This is a genomic window from Vibrio sp. Vb0667 (assembly GCF_033391095.1).
Map to the genome: position 1 here is coordinate 64,197 of NZ_JAWPOL010000019.1, position 17,445 is coordinate 81,641.

The window sequence follows — 17,445 nt, forward strand, 5'->3', positions numbered from 1 at the left end:
CGTTATATTCCTTCTCGTATTTTTCGCTACGAATAGCTTTAAATTTTTTAGCTGATATCCAGCTTTAGTAGTTGCGAATAGCAGTGAATGCCGCGAGCAACTTCTGTGAATCTTTTTTGCCTGGTGCGCTTTCTACACCAGAGTTTAAATCTAATCCCAAGCAACCTAGTGTCGCTGCTTGTTGAGCATTTTCTGGCGACAGTCCGCCCGCTAGCATAATTTGACTTGGGTCGCCGATCAGTGACCAGTCGAACACTTGACCAGTTCCACCAGTTTGAGTGCCAACTTGCGCATCTAATAAATGGCGATCAATGTTGTCTGCTAGCAGTTCTGGCTTGGCATCAGTCACGCCGTAAGCTTTCCAAATTTCTACCGCTGCTGGTAGTTCGGCTTTGAGTTGGTTTACGTAAGCTTGGTCTTCTTGACCGTGCAGTTGCACCGCTTTTAAACCCAAAGAGGTCACGACAGAAGCAACAAAATCGATATCGTGATTTTGGAAAACGCCTACATAATTCAGAGGAGCACCGCTCATGGTTAAGCGAGCACCTTCAAGGTCAACCGCACGCTTCGACTTCTCGACAAAAATCAGGCCACCAAATACCGCACCAGCTTGATACGCTTTCGCTGCGTCATCTGGATGAGTAAGACCACAGACTTTGTTTTCACCCAGCGTCACTTTACGTACTGCAAGTTCAAGGTTGTCTTCCGCCATCAGCGAACTACCAATCAAGAAGCCGTCTGCGAATTCTGCTAAATCACGAACTTGTTGATGGGTATAAATGCCAGATTCTGAGATTACTGTTGCGTTAGGAGCCAGTTCGCGAATTGTCGGTGCCAGTTCTTTTGTACGATTCAAATCAGTACTTAGGTCGCGAAGGTTACGGTTATTGATGCCGATAACGTGTGCGCCTAGCTTAACTGCACGATGAAGCTCTTCTTCGTTGCTGACTTCGGTCAGGATACCCATGTTCAGGCTGTGTGCTGCTTCTTCTAAGGCTTTATACTCTTCGTCATTCAGGACAGAAAGCATCAGTAGCACAGCATCAGCACTGTAATGACGTGCTAGGTAAACTTGGTAGGTATCTACCATGAAGTCTTTGCACAGAACGGGTTGTTTGACTTGACCGCGCACTTGAGGAAGAAAGTCAAAGTTACCTTGGAAGTATTTTTCGTCTGTTAATACTGAAATTGCATCAGCATGGTTGTTATAAACCGATGCAATGTAATCCAAGTCGAAGTGATCACGAATCAAACCTTTAGAAGGAGATGCCTTCTTACATTCGGTGATGAACGCCGTCTTTTCACCACTCAGAGCGTCGTAGAAGCTGCGGTCCGATGGCAGCAAATCAGACTGAAATGTGCTTAGCGGTTGAGACACCTTACGGTCTGCTACCCATTGATATTTATCGCGGACAATTTTCGCCAGTACTTCTGCCATTTCTGCTTCTTTTTTAGAAACGTGCTCAGACAGGTTGTCAGCTTGCTGAGTGTTGAAGTCAGTCATCTTCTTCAATTCCTTAAGCGTGTGCGGCAAGTTGTTGTACCAATTGGTACGCCTTGCCTGAATTCATTGCCTCAATCGCTTGTTGCGTGTTGGCTTTTAAATCTTCGTGGCCGAATAGACGCATTAGCAGAGCAACGTTCACCGCCACTGCACCCAATTGTGCGTCTGTACCTTTACCCGTCAGAATATTGGTAATGATCGCCTTGTTTTCTTCAGGATCGCCACCTTTGATCACTTCTAGTGGGTGCGCTTCTAGACCGAAGTCTGCAGGCGTTAGTTTATATTCTGTGATCTTACCGTCTTTGATTTCAGCAATGGTTGTTTCGCCGTGAATCGCCACTTCATCCAAACCACTACCGTGTACTACAGCGGCGCGCTTCATACCCATTTGTAGCATGGTTTCTGCGATAGGACGAACCAGTTCTTCACTGTAAACGCCCATCAATTCGATGTTAGGACGAGCAGGGTTAATCAGTGGGCCAAGAATGTTAAAGATGGTGCGCGTTTTCATGGTTTGACGCACTGGCATCGCATGGCGCACACCACCGTGGTACTGAGGTGCAAATAGGAAAGCAACACCGATATTGTCGACCGCTTTGCGCGTATCGTCTGCGCTCATAGCTAGGTTGATACCAAATGAATCAAGAAGGTCAGAAGAACCCGATTTGCTTGAAACGCTGCGGTTACCGTGTTTCGCTACTTTTAGACCACATGCTGCAGCAACAAACGCCGCAGTGGTTGAAATGTTGATGGTGTTGTGACCGTCGCCGCCAGTACCTACGATATCCGCGAAATCATAATCTGGACGAGGGAATGGGTTTGCATTTGCCAGCAGCGCTTTTGCCGCGCCTGCTATTTCATCTGGTGTTTCGCCTTTGATTTTTAGTGCAGTCAGCGCTGATGCCATCAAAATTGGGTCTAGCTCACCACGGATAATGATGTCGAATAGCTGTTGGCTCTCTTCTTGAGTAAGCGATTCTTGCTCGTACAGTTTGGTAATAATAGGGTTGATGATTGCTTCCATATTTCCTCTCCTAAATTTCTTATGTGCCAGTGCTTTTTAAGCAGTGAGTGGGTTAGCTGAAGTTTGTTCTTCAAGTGCCCATTCAATGGCATTGGCCAACAGTGTTGCTCCGTAGGTCGTCATAATAGATTCCGGGTGGAACTGGAACCCGCAAACTTTATCTTCTTCATGTACAACAGACATTACCAAGTCATCCACTTCTGCTGTGATGGTTAGGCTCTCAGGAACCTTGGTCGCAACCAGCGAGTGGTAACGTGCAATCGCAAGTGGTGATGGTAGGTTTTGGTAAATCGCATGGTTTTGGTGCTCCATCATAGAGACCTTACCGTGAATGATTTCGCCTGCGCCAGCAACGGTGCCGCCGTATGCTTCAACAATCGCTTGGTGACCAAGACAAATCCCGATCATCGGCACTTTGCCTTTCATGCGTTGGATAAGCTCTGGCATTGAGCCTGCCTCTGACGGTGCGCCTGGGCCTGGCGATAGCAGAACCACTGGGTTTTCAAGCTCGTTTACCGCTTGTTCAATGGTTTCTGCTGGGATGTTGTTTCGGTAAATCTTGACTGAGTGACCTAGCGAGCGGAATTGATCCACAAGGTTGTAGGTGAACGAGTCAAAGTTGTCGATAAAAATGATATTAGCCATCTCTGAACCCTATTCCTTATTGTGATTTATGCGCTGCTTGGATAGCAGAGATTACCGCTTGTGCTTTGCCGCGCGTTTCGTCTGCTTCTGCTTGTGGATCAGAATCGAACACCACGCCAGCACCAGCTTGAACTTGAGCAATGCCGTTCTCAACGTACGCTGAGCGGATCACGATACAGGTGTCGAGTGTGCCTTCACCAGTGAGGTAGCCAACAGCGCCGCCGTAGCTACCGCGTCGTGCGCCTTCTACATCGCGAATCAACTGCATGGCACGAATCTTAGGTGCGCCGGTGAGCGTACCCATGTTCATACATGCTTGGTATGCGTGCAGGGCGTCTAGGTCTTCACGCAGTTGACCAACCACACGAGACACCAAGTGCATTACGTGGCTGTAGCGGTCGACTTTTAGAAGGTCTGCTACGTGGCGAGTACCAGCTTGAGCAATACGAGCGACGTCGTTACGTGCCAAGTCAACCAACATCATGTGTTCTGCGTTTTCTTTCATGTCGGTGCGCAGTTCAAGTTCGATGCGGCTGTCTAGGTCGAAATCGATCTCTCCATTCGGGCGTTTACCACGGCGACGTGTGCCTGCAATTGGGTAGATTTCAATTTGGTTGGTATCGGTTTCATACTTAAGCGCGCTTTCTGGTGATGCGCCAAACAGAGTGAACAGCTCATCTTGCATGTAGAACATGTAAGGGCTTGGGTTACTTTGTTTCAGTTCTTTGTAAGCCGCTAGTGGAGAAGGACAAGGTAGAGTGAATCTACGAGACGGTACAACTTGGAATACATCGCCTTTCACTACGAACTCTTTTAAGTCGCGAACGGTTTGGCAGAAGTCTGCATCAGACACGCTAGGTTCTACCGTTACATCTGTTATTTGCTCTGCACTCGGCAACAGTTTTGGCGCTGCACACTGGGCGCTAATTTCTGCAATACGAGTCTCTAACGCTGTTTTCTCTGAACCATCAACAAACAACGTCGCTTGAAGCTGGCAAGATTCCGTTTGATGGTCGACAACAAGTAGTGTTTCCGCGACGTAGAAAACGTAATCTGGACACTGATTTGTTGCTTCGGCATTACCAAGCGGCTCAAAGTTTGCGACTAAGTCGTAGGCAAACAGACCACCAAGGAAAATTGCGTGTTTGTCTTGCTGTGAAATATCAAAACTATGCTGAACCAAACGCAGCGCATCGAAAGAAGAGGCTTCACGTAGGCGAGAGTCTTCATCTAACGTGTCGCATGGCTGGTTAAACTGCAAAGTTAGCGTTTCGCCATCGAACTTGCTCTCAACGTCACCACGGATGTTCTGGTTTAGGTGAGACAGTAGGTTTTTACCGTTATTGGTCAAGGCGTGCATGCTAACGGTATGGCCGAAGCAAACAATGCGAACCGCTGAATCTACGATCAGCAGGGATTTTAAATTTTGCTTTGAATCGATCTCAGCAGATTCCAGCAATAGGCTGTCAGTTTTGTTCTCACATAGTGTGTGGAACAAGCGAGTCGGGTCTTGAGTATAAGGGACGGAAGCCGTTAGCACTTCAAGCTGTCCAAGTTTCTTAATTTCAATGGCCTTGTTCACAAGACCTCCTTGTAGCTGTTTAAATCTTCCTGCCGTACATAGTCGCATAAAGCAAACGTTCTCCCAATCTAGAGTTGGCTATATTCGATTAATGTTTAGGCAGTTGAATGTGAAATGAGCAACAAAACAAAAAAGCCCGCTTAAGTAGCGGGCTTTACAACGTTTGGTTCTATAAACTAGAAGTATACGTTTGCCCACCAAGAACTAGTCCAAGTGCGCCACCAAGCAAGATCTGATGAGTTTGCCTTATTAAGACAAACCGCAACTTTCGCTTTTTGGTTTTGGTTAAATTCTTGTAACATGGTGAACCTTAAATTACATACTTTGTATTTGTGTACTAGTTAACTAGTGCGAGAGTAAAAAGTCAACCCCAAAACGGCATTAAAACGATAAAAATATGAGAATTGATTTACATAGTCACACCACTGCATCGGACGGTCGGTTAGAACCTAAAGATTTAGTGGAAAGGGCGCTGAGTTTTGATATCGAGGTTTTGGCGATCACTGATCACGATACGGTTGACGGTTTGGCGTTAGCTAAGCAATACGTTCAAGATAATAATTTGCCGATAAAAATCATCAATGGCATTGAGATATCGACCGTCTGGCAAAACAAAGACATTCATATTGTCGGCCTGAATATCGATCCGGAAAATGAACAATTATCTGCCCTTATAGAACAGCAGAAGCAGCATCGCATAACACGATCTGAGTTAATTGCAGAGCGACTACAAAAAGCAACTCGAGTAGGTGTGCTTGAAGAGGTAAGGAAAATCGCCGGTGATGCCCCAGTGACAAGAGCGCATTTCGCGAAATGGTTGGTAGATAATGGTTACGCAAAAACCATGCAAATGGTGTTTAAAAAATACCTAACGCGTAATAACCCAGGTTATGTACCACCGAATTGGTGTTCGATGAAGGATGCGGTTGATGCTATCCATGCGGCTGGTGGAATGGCGGTATTAGCGCATCCTGGTAGATATAAGTTGACAGCGAAGTGGATTAAGCGTCTTCTAGCAGCGTTTGTCGAAGCGGGTGGTGATGCGATGGAAGTTGCACAGCCACAGCAAGCGCAACAAGAAAGGCGCAACTTGGCTGATTATGCTATACAATACAAACTATTAGCCTCTCAAGGCAGTGATTTTCACTACCCATCACCGTGGATGGAGCTAGGAAGGAACCTATGGTTGCCTGCTGGCGTCGAACCAGTTTGGAAAGATTGGGGAATAGATCCTTCGTTGAATAACACTCAGTAATACGAAGTCGAGAACCCATAAAAATATAGAGCCGAGAGGCTCGATAATGAGGAATTACAATGAGCCAGTTTTTTTACGTTCACCCAGAAAACCCACAGGCTCGCTTGATTAATCAAGCAGTAGCAATCATTCGTAACGGCGGCGTTGTGGTTTACCCTACTGATTCAGGGTACGCACTTGGCTGTCAGTTGGAGAACAAACAGGCGCTGGAACGAATCTGTCAGATTCGTCGTCTGGATGATAAGCATAACTTTACTTTACTGTGTCGTGATTTGTCGGAGCTTTCTCTCTATGCGCGAGTGGATAACTCTGCATTCCGACTGCTGAAAAATAACACACCAGGTCCTTACACCTTCATCTTCAAAGGCACAAAAGAGGTGCCGCGTCGTTTGATGAATGCAAAACGTAAGACCATCGGTATCCGTGTTCCAGACAATCAAATTGCCTTGGACTTGTTGGAAGCATTAGGTGAGCCGATGATGTCTACGTCGTTGATTCTACCTGGCAGTGACGTAACAGAATCTGATCCAGAGGATATTCGAGATAAACTAGAACATGCGGTTGATGTGATTCTTAATGGCGGTTACCTAGGTGAACAACCTACGACAGTAATTGACTTTAGCGAAGGTGAACCTGTTGTGGTTCGTTTGGGATCAGGTGACCCTGCACCATTCGAATAGTAGGCGCACATCATCGTCAAACAAAATAGGAGGCATCGCGCCTCCTATTTTAGTTGTCATATCGAATATCTCATTGAACTTAACTGATTGAGGTTAAGCGAAATCGAAAATGTCGATACCATTTTGTTCTGCATAGTTGATGTATGCAGAGCTCACACCGTTTAGTGTCACTTCAACATTGTATTCATCACTTGAGAATACTGCCCAGCCACACTCATTGTACGATAAAGTCAGATCATCCGCTGAATCCAAGAACGTATCTCGAATGCCATCGTTATCAGTGTCTCGGCCCATATCAAAGACAAGTTTGTCATGGAAAATATTAAAATCGACAATGTCGGCTTTGACATCAATATCGTTGGAAGATACTGGCTGATCAGGTACACCAATAGCCAGGCGGTTTGTAAGCACGAAGGTGTCGTCTCCACAGCCACCGCTCAGTACTGATTCACCATCACCAACAACGAGCGTGTCGTTACCCCAGCCACCACTCAAGTAGTTGTTGCCTGAATAATCAAAAATTGTGTCGTCGCCACAGCCACCAAAGAGTTTGTCGTTTCCTAATCCGCCGGATAGGAAATCGTTTCCAAAGCCGCCAGAAACAAAGTCGTTACCTCGGCCACCAAGCAAGGTATCATCTCCCCAGCCACCGAAGACAATATCATTACCTCCGTATCCTACAAACTTATCATCACCACAGAAGCCGAAGAAAATATCGGTTGTTTCAGAGCCTTTTGTGCCTGTCATATCGTCATCTTGAGATGTCCCAAAAATCCAATTTAGGTCGAGATTTAGCATAGACATTGTTCTATTCCTTTTTGTCTGATTTATGCCAATCGCCGAGAGTGCAGAGCGAACCTAGTGAGTCAGAGTACACGATAGCATTAGTGTTATTTTTGATGTGAACTAATGACTTAAAGACAATTTTTGTCTTGTTACCCACGACCTTGTTTTGCTATGAGTGCTCATTGTCTGCGGTGATTGGTATTACTTAGCAGCAAACAGGGACGGCTTATTCTTCGTTGCTTTCTAGCAATACGAACAGTAAACACACCCCAAGTGGTTATTGTTGTAACCCTGACAATTTTATCAGGTACCGCGTGGTTAAAGTGGTTCAGGAAGACCGATATTAGTGGGATTCTCGTTGAGCAATGCCTGCATTAAGTAGTAAAAAAGTTGCAGAATAGGACAAATATTTCAGTCATTTTTGAAGTGAATTTTGGTGTGGAGAATGGCGCCGATTTAGCTTACATTAACTAAGAAAGTTACGTATAATGTCCGACCGAAAAATCCCACTGAAATGGGTAAATAGCAAAATGCAGACCAATCCTGGTCTAGACGTCTGTGAAGACGACACATAGGTAGATAAATGAGCGAAAAGTTACAAAAAGTATTAGCACGTGCTGGTCACGGTTCTCGTCGTGAGATTGAATCGTTAATTAAATCTGGTCGCGTTAGCGTGAACGGTGTAGTCGCTAAGCTTGGTGAAAGACTTGAAGACGAGAGCAGCGTAGTTCGTATCGATGGTCACATTGTCTCTGCAAAGATTCAAGAAGAAGTGATTTGTCGTGTACTTGCGTACTACAAACCTGAGGGTGAACTGTGTACTCGTCACGATCCAGAAGGTCGTCGTACTGTTTTTGATCGTCTGCCAAAAATTCGTGGCTCTCGTTGGATTTCAGTTGGTCGTCTGGATGCGAACACTTCTGGTCTTCTACTTTTCACAACGGATGGTGAACTGGCGAACCGCTTAATGCACCCAAGCCGCCAAGTTGAACGTGAATACCTAGTACGTGTGTTCGGTGAAGTAACTGAACAGAAAGTTCGTAATCTAGTAAAAGGTGTTGAACTGGAAGACGGTTTAGCTCGCTTTGAAGATGTTGTTTACGCGGGTGGTGAAGGCATGAACCACACGTTTTACGTTGTTATCAACGAAGGTCGTAACCGCGAAGTTCGTCGACTATGGGAATCGCAAGAGTGTACCGTTAGCCGTCTGAAACGTGTTCGTTACGGCGACATCTTCTTAGACAAGAAACTGCCTCGTGGCGGTTGGATGGAGCTTGACCTGAAAGAAGTAAACTACTTGCGTGAGCTTGTAGAGCTTCGTCCAGAGAAAGAAACCATGCTTGATCTGAACAAAGACAATACGTCACGCAAACGAGAGCGTGCACGCAGCCAAAAAATTCGTCGCGCAGTTAAGCGCCATGAAGAGCGTGTTAACACGCCAAAAGGTCGCAGCAACAACCCTTCTCGTCGTAAGCCGAAGAAGACTGCTGGTGACCAAGGCGCACGCAACAAGCATCGTTAATCGATAGCAAAACATCAGAAAGGCTTGCCAATTCGGCAAGCCTTTTTCTTATCTGTTACATAACAAAAGGATCTAAAGCCTATATAGAGCAGGGTGCTTTGTATAAACATATATCTCAGCTAGACGAAAACAACAGATAAAAAAATACCAGCACTAGGCTGGTATCTTTGTTCATGATGAAGAAACGTTAATCGCGTTTCCAAAGCATATGGCAGAACTTATGTTCAGGGTCTCGGCTGATTAGCATACGAGCAAATACGTCATCAAGAACGTCATTTTCCTCATTTACTAGGCCGATACGAACCTCTGCATATACTTCTTTGTCGATCTCGAAGCCAACATGTTCAACCCAGTCATCACCGGTTTCAACAAGTTCTGCGGCACCACGATCTTCAAATTGCGCAGTAAACAGAATCACGTCAGCTGGCTCTAGGTTATCTGGAGCCATCTCAAGGAAAATGTCGTACGCTGCGTCGATGACGTCGTCGTAAGAAATCAAATCAGACATGCTTATGCTCGGCTCATATATTTACGTTCAGCTGTGTTAATGATAACACGGTCACCAGTTGCAATGTACTCAGGAACCTGGATGACAAGACCTGAAGCGAAGCGTGCTGGTTTAGTACGAGCAGATGCAGAAGCACCTTTGATTGAAGGGTCAGTTTCTTCAATCACTAGCTCAACAGAAGATGGTAGTTCAATACCCACTGCAGCACCGTTAACAAGGATAATGTGGATACCTTGTGTATCTTCGTTGATGAACAGCATATCGTCTTCAACTTCATTGTGCTTGAATGTGTATTGTGAGTAGTCTTCGTTATCCATGAAGATGTGCTCATCGCCGTCAGCGTATGAGTACACAACTGCACGTTTGTTCATTTCTACCGTTTCAACAACGTCATCAGACTTGTAACGCTCATCTACACGTGCGCCCGTGTTTAGATCTGTACAACGCATTTTGTAGATTTTAGCGCCGCCACGACCGCCAGGAGTCGTTACTTCGATGTCTTTAACTAGAAGAGTTTTACCATTAGACTCGATTGCGAAGCCTTTTTTGATTTCACTTGCCTTTGGCATTGTATATTCCTATTCATACTTATTAAGCAAAACTCGGTGATTATAGCGCTAAGTTAGCCGCCTAGCATTAAAATTCATTGCAGAAATTTGTTGTTACTCCCATGACTAAACACCTGAATGGACTTGATTCGGTGAGTCGGCTAAGAGAACATATAGCCCAACTTCTTGAACCATCTGAGAACACGTTTTAAGTCATGTCTCTGCCTGTTATCGATCCTAAACAACCATTTCAACCAGAGTTTGCGCCTTTAATTAGGGAAGTCACCGCTTGTCTCAAAGGTGGATTGGGGCAAAACTTACACAGCGTTTATGTATACGGTAGTGTTGCTCGTAAAACAGCGATCGTTGGGAAGTCGAACTTAGACCTGGTTGTCGTTACTCAATCATCCTTTGAGCACAATCGCGCGACTTTGCTCAACACAATTAAGTGGCGTGCGCAGCAGAGTTACTCTCAAGTTAATGGTGTATCGGTCCGTACAGCCTTAGTGAGCGAAGTGGCTAATTTAGATAGTATTTTTACTTGGGGCTTTATGCTTAAGCATTGCTGTGTCTGTGTTTATGGTGATGATCTAGCAGACTGCTTCGGTGATTACGTCCCAAGTTGGGAAATTGCTAAGCACTGGAATATGGATGTGGAAGATTGGATTACGGTGTATCGCAAAAAAATCGTACAAGCGAAGACGATAGAAGAGCAGGTGGCCGCCCAGCGCGTGATTGCTAAAAAGTTACTAAGAGCGTCATACTCTTTGGTGATGTATCGAGATAAACGTTGGTTTGATGACCCCGTAGAGTGTGGCAAGGTATTCTTAACTTATCATCCTGAAAAGCAGCTTGAGATCGAGCGGCTAGAAATTTTACTTTCTGGCCGGGGGATTCCCAAGCGTTCTGTTATCGGGCTAATTGATGCGTTTGGTGATTGGTTAGTCAAACAGTACCAGAAAACAGAGTTTCGTATCGGCTAAAACAACCCCATTTGTGGCGCTGAAAGCCTGTCAAAGTCCGTCCCAATGAAAGGGAGAATCGCATCTGCAACGGGTTTGAGTTGTTTATCAATGTAATGTTGATAATCAATCGGGCTATTGAGGTACTCATAAGGTTCAGGGCCGTTCACGGTAATAATGTATTCAATTCGTCCTTTGTTTTGATACTGTAATGGGCGGCCAAGCTTGGCATTTATCTCATCCGCTAAACGAGCTGCACGCACTTGTGGCGGGACGTTTTTCTGATACTCATGCAGTTTTCTGCGCAGTCGCTTTTGATACACCAACTGTTCATCAAATTCACCGTTGTTAGTATTCTCAACCATCTCTCGGACATAGTCGCTTGGATCTTCACCATGGAAAATCATGCTATAGAGTGTATTTTGAAATTTCTGTGCTAACGAGGTCCAGTCAGTACGGGCACTTTCTAACCCTTTAAATACAATCCGTTCTTGCTCTCCTTCACCGATTAAACCCGCATAGCGCTTTTTCGAGCCAGTTTCTGCGCCACGAATCGTTGGCATAAGGAATCTGCGATAATGGGTTTCATACTCGATTTCCAACATAGATGTTAGGTTGTACTCAGAACGCAGGTGTTCTTGCCACCAAGAGTTGATGTAATCAACTAATTGATTTCCAACAGCGTCAGCTTCTACTTGACTGTATGGTCGATTCAACGACACGAATGTGGAATCCGTATCGCCGTAAATCACTTGATATCCTTGCTCCTCAATCAGCACCTTAGTTTGCTTCATGATTTCATGTCCGCGCATGGTAATACTAGAAGCTAACCGAGTATCAAAGAAACGACATCCCGATGAGCCCAGTACGCCATAAAAGGAGTTCATGATGATTTTGATTGCCTGAGAAAAAGCTTTTTCATTGTTCTTCTTTGCAACATCACGTGCTGCCCAAAGCTTTTCAATCATTTCTGGTAAAAAGTGTTTCGTACGATGGAACTGCCCACCGCGAAAGCCAGGTACAGCCTGATTTTCTTCTTTTCCAATATCGAGCAATAACCCCTCAACTAACCCCATAGGATCAATCAAGAACGAGCGAATAATCGATGGATATAGACTCTTAAAATCCAATACTAAAACAGAATCATATAGGTTAGGGATGGAGTCCATCACGTAACCGCCGGGGCTCGCAATCCAATTTTCAGGGTGTAGGTTTGGGGCAACGTAGCCTGCTCGGTGTATCTGAGGCATGTATAGGTTTGTGAATGCTGCAACCGAACCGCCGACACGATCCAGTTCGACACCAGTGAGACGAGAGCGCTCTATTGCAAAGTCAAGCAGGTGAGTGTGATTGAAAATCTTGTTCACCAACACGCAGTCTTGTAAGTTATATTTAGCCAGCGATGGTTTGTCGGAGCGGTACATACGATTGATTTCATCCATACGGTCATGAACGTTGTGGATTTCTTTCCCTTCCCCCAAGAGTTCTTGAGATACAGACTCTAATGACCAAGACCGAAAGTGATAAGTCGCCGTTTTTAACGTATCGATACCGTCCATTACAACTCGCCCGGGAATGGAAATAAACCCTTGTTGGCTTTGAGATGAACTTCTGAAAAAGCTGGCTTGGTCTGCTCTGCCAAGCATTAGCTTCATGTTGTGCCATTCTGCTCGTTTGTGTAGCAGGCGAAAGTCAAAATCAATGACGTTCCAACCGACAATGACATCGGGGTCGAATTGTTTAAACCAATCGATGAGTGCTTCTAGAAGCGCCTTTTCATCCTGGACCCATTGTATCGGTGTATCCGAAGGTTCTGGTTCTCCGATCATGATAACGCGGGAATCCATGACGCTGTCTAATCCGATGGAGTAAAGAATGCCTTTCTCAGAGCATTCTAGATCTAACGAGACAACGTTTAACTTCGGCTCATATTGCCCCGTACGGCATTTTGCGTTCTGGACGCGTTGGTAGCCATTGGTGCGAGTCACATTGCCTGTAAACTCGATACTGCCTTTGATAAAACGCTCCATTAGGTAGCGATCGGCGAGGCGAATATCACTTTCATACGTAGTGATATCTTTTTGAGCGAATGTGTCTTTGAGTGCGAGAGCGTCTCTGGTTACATTGGTATAGCAGGCAGCAAGAGGCGTATGTTCAAACGTTTTGAGATCCAAAAGGCGGATGTCGACGAATATGTTTTTTTCTCGTGCGAGTGTCTTTGCTTGTTCTGAGTGTTTCTGAGCGATGAAAAATACTGGCTTCTCACCATTAATAAGTAACTGAGTAGGACCTGCTTCTGTCGAAAGCCACAGCTCGATTTGAGTTTGACCTTTGATGTCTCGTGCCTGTCGAGTTAGCAGGAAGCCTTGTTGAATATTCAAATGTGAGAAACCTTAGAAAACTTGAAGAACGTTAGTTTAACACTAAGAACTGTAAAAATAACCAGTAAAGAAAGCGTCTCAAATTTTTGCTGGAATTAGTGATTACAAGTTAGTCTTTGGTGCAAGAGGGACAGTGTCATTTTAAGTTATAGCGTGTTTCTCTGGGCAATATGAAACCTAGTTACTTGATTTATTGTACTTAATGTTGTTAATTGTCTTTTCTTAGATTTCGGTTCTGCTCATCACGCTCTAAAATAATAGAGTGGTTTATGAATAAGTTCTTGCTAAAGTTTGCGTTTCAGCACATATTCATAGAAAGCAATTTTTTGTCGATTACGTTAGTATATAGGCAGTCATACTGATATCCACATTTAACAAATAATGGTTATGTGGGTGCAGAACCAATACAAAGTGTGGAGATACAAGTTTGATAAATGTTTTCCTTGTAGATGATCACGAGCTGGTTCGCACAGGGATACGACGTATTATTGAAGACGTCCGTGGAATGAACGTAGCAGGAGAAGCTGACAGCGGTGAAGATGCAGTAAAATGGTGTCGCAGTAATCATGCTGACGTCGTTTTAATGGACATGAACATGCCAGGAATTGGTGGCTTGGAAGCCACTAAAAAAATTCTTCGCGTGAATCCTGATGTGAAAATCATCGTACTTACCGTTCATACAGAAAACCCGTTTCCAACCAAGGTGATGCAGGCAGGTGCGTCTGGTTATTTAACCAAAGGTGCTGGCCCTGACGAAATGGTGAATGCGATTCGTGTAGTTAATAGTGGTCAGCGTTACATCTCACCAGAGATTGCGCAGCAGATGGCATTGAGTCAATTTTCTCCAGCCTCTGAGAACCCTTTTAAAGACTTATCCGAACGTGAATTGCAGATCATGCTTATGATCACCAAAGGCCAAAAGGTAACGGATATTTCTGAGCAACTTAATTTAAGTCCAAAGACAGTCAACAGCTATCGCTACCGACTCTTTAGTAAATTGGACATTAATGGTGACGTTGAGTTAACTCACTTAGCGATTCGCCACGGAATGCTGGACACCGAGACCCTTTAGCGTGAATCCTCCTTTCGATTCGGCTTCCTTTCTCAAGACAGTAACTCATCAGCCCGGCGTTTACAGAATGTACAACGCCGAAGCTGTTGTAATCTACGTAGGTAAAGCCAAAGACCTTAAAAAGCGCCTTTCAAGCTACTTTCGAAAAAAAGTAGACAGTGAGAAAACTCGCGCGCTTGTCAGTAATATCGCCAAAATAGACGTCACGGTGACTCACACTGAGACAGAAGCGTTGATCTTAGAGCATAACTACATCAAGCAGTATTTGCCGAAATACAATGTGTTGCTGCGAGATGATAAGTCTTACCCTTATATCTTTATTAGCGGTCATAAGCACCCACGGCTTTCTATCCACCGTGGCGCCAAGAAGCGCAAAGGTGAATATTTTGGCCCCTACCCAGATTCTGGTGCAGTAAGAGAAACATTGCATTTGCTGCAAAAGATATTTCCTGTGCGCCAGTGTGAAGACACTGTCTATTCCAACCGAACGCGCCCATGTTTGATGTACCAAATTGGTCGCTGTGCAGGACCATGCGTTAATACCATCATTTCTGATGAAGAATATGCAGAGTTGGTTGGCTTTGTGCGCATGTTTTTGCAAGGCAAAGATCAGCAAGTACTCAAACAGTTGATTGAGAAAATGGAAGTTGCCAGTCAGCAATTGCGCTTTGAAGATGCCGCTAAATTTCGCGATCAAATCCAAGCGATTAGGCGTGTTCAAGAGCAGCAGTACGTCTCAGAAGACAGCATGGATGATATGGATGTACTCGGGTTTGCTCAGGAGAATGGTATCGCGTGTATCCATATCCTGATGATACGCCAAGGCAAAGTGCTTGGTAGCCGTAGCCATTTTCCGAAAATCCCACAAAATACAAGCCAGCAGGAAGTGTTCGATAGTTTTCTGACTCAATACTATTTGAGCCATAACGAAGCACGTACAATGCCTTCTCGTATTATTTTGAATCAAGAGTTGGCAGAAGATATTGCGCCAATACAGAAAGCGTTAAGTGAAGTGGCAGGCCGTAAGGTTCATTTTCATACGTCGCCAACTGGCTCTCGAGCAAGGTATCTCAAGCTTTCGAACACGAATGCACTAACGGCGATTACCACCAAAATCAATCACAAAATGACGATTAATCAACGTTTTCATGCGCTTCGCGAAACATTGAATTTGGAGTCTATAGCTCGAATGGAATGTTTTGATATCTCTCATACGATGGGGGAAAGCACGATTGCGTCATGTGTTGTGTTCAACAACGAAGGCCCCGTAAAGCAAGAGTATCGTCGCTACAACATTACTGGGATTACCGGTGGTGATGATTACGCAGCAATGGGACAAGCGTTGGAGCGCCGTTATTCGAAGCAATTGGACGTAGAGAAAATTCCCGACATCATCTTTATCGATGGCGGTAAAGGTCAGTTAAATCGTGCGCATGACATCATTTCGCAGTACTGGGGGGATTGGCCAAAGCGTCCTATCATGATAGGTATTGCAAAAGGCGTTACTCGCAAACCAGGTTTAGAAACGCTGATTACAGTCGATGGGGACGAGTTTCATTTACCAAGCGATGCTCCTGCGCTGCATCTTATCCAACATATTCGTGATGAAAGTCATAACCATGCTATAGCGGGGCACCGTGCTAAGCGAGGTAAAACCAGACGTACGAGTGCACTCGAAGGGATTGAGGGAATCGGCCCTAAACGACGTCAGGCGTTACTCAAGTACATGGGTGGGTTACAAGAACTTAAACGTGCAAGTGTCGAAGAAATCGCCAAAGTACCGGGAATAAGTCACTCTTTAGCAGAAATTATTTTCCAAGCATTGAAACAATAAGGAAAATCGCGCAACATTAAGCCGCAATGTGTAAGAGAATAATAAAATGCGTTTGAATATCCCGAACATTCTGTCTCTTCTTAGACTGTTCCTAATCCCTGTTTTTGTGGTTGTCTTTTATCTACCTTATTCATGGGCACCGTTTGCAGCAGCAATGGTGTTTTGGGTAGCGGGTTTTACTGACTGGCTTGACGGCATGTTGGCCCGTAAACTTGGCCAAACTTCTCGTTTTGGCGCGTTTATTGATCCTGTCGCTGATAAAGTGCTAGTGGCAACGGCATTGATTCTAATCACGGAACATTATCATTCAATTTGGGTGACCATTCCTGCGGTAACGATGATTGCGCGAGAAATCATTATCTCAGCATTGCGAGAATGGATGGCTGAAATCGGTAAGCGAGCGAGTGTTGCGGTATCTTGGGTTGGCAAAGTAAAAACTGTTTCGCAAATGTTCGCCTTATGGGTGTTGATATGGCGTTACGATGAATGGATGGTTTGGCTAGGCTTTGCGGCCTTGTATGTGGCAACTTTCTTGACATATTGGTCAATGATTCAATATTTGGCTGCTGCGAAAGACGATCTGTTGAATGAAGAGCACCATTAAATTCTGATGTTAGAAAGCAGGCTTAATAGCCTGCTTTTTTGTATCTAAGACAATCTACAGCATTTTTTGCTTCTCTCGCTTTTCAATGCTTGCTAACGGCCATGCTTACAATTTGTATCTGGGGCTTTTGCTTCGATAGAGTTCCATTTGTGATCTAAGTCTTGTTTTTGTCCTTGGAGAGTCTTAGAGAGGCGAGTCTTCTGATTATTAATACTTCAATGCACGCAACGCACGGCCAGCAGTGTAAGGCGTAGCCAAAGTTTTATGATAAACAAGTGTATTTAAGCGATTTTTAGTATTAAAACTAAGCAATCCATCGTCTTTCGCACAAATTCTAGTCAAACGATTTAAAAAAATAAAAATAGTGTTGACTCGATCGCTCGAATCCGTAGAATGCATCCCGTACCCAAGAGAGCACGGCTCAAAAGGGTGGTGAAAAAGCTTAGCTTTATTCACAAATGAGGCGCCTTGGCAGAGTGGCTATGCAGCGGATTGCAAATCCGTGGACCTCGGTTCGACTCCGGGAGGCGCCTCCATT

16 protein-coding genes, 1 tRNA gene and 1 other annotated feature are annotated in these 17,445 nt (G+C 44.8%); of the genes, 8 read left to right on the forward strand and 9 right to left on the reverse strand.

Translation table 11 applies throughout. The features are described 5' to 3' along the window. Positions 1–64: 64 nt before the first annotated feature. The 5 genes from trpCF to R8269_RS16480 form a co-directional block, all read right to left on the reverse strand. Positions 65–1,504 carry a bifunctional indole-3-glycerol-phosphate synthase TrpC/phosphoribosylanthranilate isomerase TrpF gene (gene trpCF, locus R8269_RS16460; RefSeq protein ID WP_017820481.1) on the reverse strand — a complete coding sequence of 480 codons (1,440 nt, stop codon included), beginning with the start codon at positions 1,502–1,504 and terminating at the stop codon, positions 65–67. Between the two features lie 13 nt (positions 1,505–1,517). Further along, the gene (gene trpD, locus R8269_RS16465) at positions 1,518–2,528 is read right to left on the reverse strand and encodes an anthranilate phosphoribosyltransferase (protein WP_318222597.1); all 1,011 of its coding nucleotides are present in this window, start codon (positions 2,526–2,528) and stop codon (positions 1,518–1,520) included. A gap of 36 nt (positions 2,529–2,564) precedes the next feature. Then, positions 2,565–3,173, reverse strand: coding sequence for an aminodeoxychorismate/anthranilate synthase component II (locus tag R8269_RS16470; protein ID WP_005434961.1), 609 nt, complete (start codon positions 3,171–3,173; stop codon positions 2,565–2,567). 16 nt (positions 3,174–3,189) lie between these two features. Then, positions 3,190–4,755: an anthranilate synthase component 1 gene (locus R8269_RS16475; protein ID WP_033905669.1), complete on the reverse strand. Its 1,566-nt coding sequence runs from the start codon at positions 4,753–4,755 to the stop codon at positions 3,190–3,192. Between the two features lie 126 nt (positions 4,756–4,881). After that, positions 4,882–4,985 (reverse strand) — a sequence feature (Trp leader region). Continuing rightward, positions 4,932–5,057 (reverse strand): trp operon leader peptide, encoded by a 126-nt coding sequence (locus R8269_RS16480; RefSeq protein ID WP_005376787.1) that lies wholly within the window; start codon positions 5,055–5,057, stop codon positions 4,932–4,934. Its footprint overlaps the feature before it by 54 nt. Before the next feature lie 95 nt (positions 5,058–5,152). Between R8269_RS16480 and rnm the strand changes: the two genes are divergently transcribed. Both rnm and R8269_RS16490 read left to right on the forward strand, forming a co-directional pair. After that, entirely contained in the window at positions 5,153–6,010 is an 858-nt protein-coding gene (gene rnm / locus R8269_RS16485; RefSeq protein WP_053306583.1) for an RNase RNM, read from the forward strand. A 59-nt stretch (positions 6,011–6,069) separates the two neighbouring features. Next, positions 6,070–6,690 (forward strand): L-threonylcarbamoyladenylate synthase, encoded by a 621-nt coding sequence (locus R8269_RS16490; protein ID WP_005376791.1) that lies wholly within the window; start codon positions 6,070–6,072, stop codon positions 6,688–6,690. Positions 6,691–6,783: 93 nt separating this feature from the next. Here R8269_RS16490 and R8269_RS16495 read toward each other — a convergent pair whose 3' ends face one another. Beyond that, the gene (locus R8269_RS16495) at positions 6,784–7,494 is read right to left on the reverse strand and encodes a calcium-binding protein (protein ID WP_005376796.1); all 711 of its coding nucleotides are present in this window, start codon (positions 7,492–7,494) and stop codon (positions 6,784–6,786) included. Between the two features lie 565 nt (positions 7,495–8,059). On the opposite strand from R8269_RS16495, the gene rluB reads away from it, so the two are divergent. After that, a complete protein-coding gene (gene rluB, locus R8269_RS16500; protein ID WP_005376798.1) occupies positions 8,060–8,998 on the forward strand; it encodes a 23S rRNA pseudouridine(2605) synthase RluB in 939 nt (312 codons plus the stop codon). 187 nt (positions 8,999–9,185) lie between these two features. Here rluB and R8269_RS16505 read toward each other — a convergent pair whose 3' ends face one another. Continuing rightward, positions 9,186–9,506: an HI1450 family dsDNA-mimic protein gene (locus R8269_RS16505; protein WP_005376800.1), complete on the reverse strand. Its 321-nt coding sequence runs from the start codon at positions 9,504–9,506 to the stop codon at positions 9,186–9,188. Between the two features lie 2 nt (positions 9,507–9,508). After that, positions 9,509–10,075: an elongation factor P-like protein YeiP gene (yeiP, locus tag R8269_RS16510; protein WP_005376801.1), complete on the reverse strand. Its 567-nt coding sequence runs from the start codon at positions 10,073–10,075 to the stop codon at positions 9,509–9,511. 194 nt (positions 10,076–10,269) lie between these two features. Here yeiP and R8269_RS16515 point away from each other — a divergent pair, with 194 nt between their 5' ends. Further along, positions 10,270–11,037: a nucleotidyltransferase gene (locus R8269_RS16515; protein WP_033905668.1), complete on the forward strand. Its 768-nt coding sequence runs from the start codon at positions 10,270–10,272 to the stop codon at positions 11,035–11,037. Here the strand turns inward: R8269_RS16515 and R8269_RS16520 are convergent. Next, on the reverse strand, positions 11,034–13,397 hold the full coding sequence (locus R8269_RS16520; protein WP_213880331.1) for a DNA polymerase II: 2,364 nt from the start codon (positions 13,395–13,397) through the stop codon (positions 11,034–11,036). The two genes, R8269_RS16515 and R8269_RS16520, sit on opposite strands and share 4 nt — an antisense overlap. Positions 13,398–13,824: 427 nt before the next feature. Between R8269_RS16520 and uvrY the strand changes: the two genes are divergently transcribed. From uvrY to R8269_RS16540, 4 genes are all read left to right on the forward strand, one after another. Next, positions 13,825–14,469, forward strand: coding sequence for a UvrY/SirA/GacA family response regulator transcription factor (gene uvrY, locus R8269_RS16525; RefSeq protein ID WP_005386783.1), 645 nt, complete (start codon positions 13,825–13,827; stop codon positions 14,467–14,469). Between the two features lies 1 nt (position 14,470). Further along, positions 14,471–16,303, forward strand: a complete 1,833-nt coding sequence (gene uvrC, locus R8269_RS16530) for an excinuclease ABC subunit UvrC (RefSeq protein WP_318222598.1) — start codon at positions 14,471–14,473, stop codon at positions 16,301–16,303. A gap of 46 nt (positions 16,304–16,349) precedes the next feature. Further along, positions 16,350–16,907 carry a CDP-diacylglycerol--glycerol-3-phosphate 3-phosphatidyltransferase gene (gene pgsA / locus R8269_RS16535; protein ID WP_005394805.1) on the forward strand — a complete coding sequence of 186 codons (558 nt, stop codon included), beginning with the start codon at positions 16,350–16,352 and terminating at the stop codon, positions 16,905–16,907. 462 nt (positions 16,908–17,369) lie between these two features. Next, a tRNA-Cys gene (locus R8269_RS16540) sits at positions 17,370–17,443 on the forward strand. The last annotated feature ends 2 nt before the right edge of the window (positions 17,444–17,445 follow it).